The organism is Caldicellulosiruptor sp. F32, from assembly GCF_000404025.1.
GTDB lineage: Bacteria > Bacillota > Thermoanaerobacteria > Caldicellulosiruptorales > Caldicellulosiruptoraceae > Caldicellulosiruptor > Caldicellulosiruptor saccharolyticus.
The window spans coordinates 1-1,737 of record NZ_APGP01000052.1 but is presented as its reverse complement, the minus strand read 5'-3'; the positions used below and the strand labels follow the sequence as shown (position 1 = coordinate 1,737).

Here is a 1,737-nt window from a genome sequence, read left to right as displayed (position 1 = left end):
ATTTAGCAGATTTACCTGAGTTAGCAAATCTCTCTTTGATATTAAAGTAATTCCAGCAAATAACTGCCAAAATCAAAGATAAAATAATTGATAAGTAAGCAAGTTTGTAAATAAGTTTTTTATTCATTAAGGATTTTCCTCCCGAAAATAAAAAGTACTTGGGGTTGTCTTAAAAACAAAGTTTTAAAAATTTTATGTGATACTAATTAAAAACTTTATATTGTAATGAAGGGACAGTCCCAATAACTTTTAAGACAGCCCTATATAAATGCAAATGTTTTAGTTTTATTTAATATAATAGCTTTTGCTGCCTGTTATTTTCATAAACATATCAACCCTAATGTAGTTAATCTTTTTTTTCATAAGCTATCACAAGCTAAGATTTATTTTTAATTTCTTTCAGAAGGGTATACTATTTTGTTTGCCTTTTCAATATCCCAAGTTTTAATAATCTTATTAAATAACTCAGTACCTGTAGAAGACTTTGTTACGTGTAAGTCTAATTTTGAAAAAAGGTCGTGATATAATAAAAACTCGTTATATATATCTTTTTTAGTTTTTATTAAAAACTTGTTATCATTGTTGTCAAATAAATTAAAAGGCTTGCCTCCATCTTTAATATACTCAATAACTTTACTCAAAAATCTACCATATTGTAAAAATGTCCAATACATTGAATTTAATTTTGCATTATAATCAAGTATCTCCAAAGAATCGATGTCTATATACTTAAGTGCCTCTATAATATAAGAAACAAATTCTACTTTAGATTTTAAAAACAATACATTTTCCATAGAAAAACCGTATTTATCAAAATTATATATTATATTATTTGTAAACCACGTGGTTTCTCGTATTTCAGAAGAGACTATCGATTTCATATTCTCCAAAGCTCTAACAAAATATGTTCTTTTTACTGAGTAATTTTTATAAAAAATAGATAAAATTAATGCTATTATAACCAAGAAAACAATATGGATATAAATGATTTTTCTCTTCATGAATTTCCTCCTCTCTCAATATACCTCCATAAATAAAAAAAGTATATGAATGCACTGCATAATTCAAAGCTTATGCAGCGCATTCATATTTAGATGGTTATGCTTTAGCATTATTGAATATAATAATTTTTTGTAATTGTTTTGTCTACAGTTGCTTCCAATACACTATATGTTAACCAAACAGGATGACGTGAATATATTTCAAAATAAAATTTATTATAAAGTGTACGACTCCCTAAAACTTTTGTTCTGTCAGTTGGCACACAAACATCATACATTAAAAGCAAGCGGTGACCTTCTGTATTTAAATATGAGTTTGATAGTGCACTAAGCTTGAAAGCCCTAACAGTATTTCCTTTTTGCTTTTCTTGCTCTTTTACTGACATAGGATACAAGTAAGTAGGGGCTAATACTTCATCTCGTGATATGATTGATCTAAAAAAATCAACTGCATTGGTATAATTTTGAGCAAAAGGTAATAATCCCACTGCTGCAACTATATCAAAATTTATATTAGTAACATAAAGTTGTTCCTCTCTACTAATTCTATACATTATATCGGTATTTCCTGTTCCAATACCTACTTGAATATATGCATTTCTTACTCTTAAATTGGCACTATTATCAAATAATTGAATTGAACCGTTATATGCAAGATAAATATACTGGGCTTCGGTTTCGATACTTAACTGAATACCACCATTTACAGCTGTGTTGTTTCTAGTATCTGAAGGTG

Annotated in this window: 1 protein-coding gene and 1 pseudogene; both read right to left on the bottom strand. The window is 27.5% G+C overall.

What is annotated here, in order from left to right; all coding sequences use genetic code 11:
- Nucleotides 1–389: 389 nt before the first annotated feature.
- The gene (locus tag H964_RS04890) at nt 390–1,001 is read right to left on the bottom strand and encodes a hypothetical protein (RefSeq protein WP_013431064.1); all 612 of its coding nucleotides are present in this window, start codon (nt 999–1,001) and stop codon (nt 390–392) included.
- A 110-nt stretch (nt 1,002–1,111) separates the two neighbouring features.
- A pseudogene (locus tag H964_RS12500) lies at nt 1,112–1,737 on the bottom strand (hypothetical protein); the annotation flags it as partial.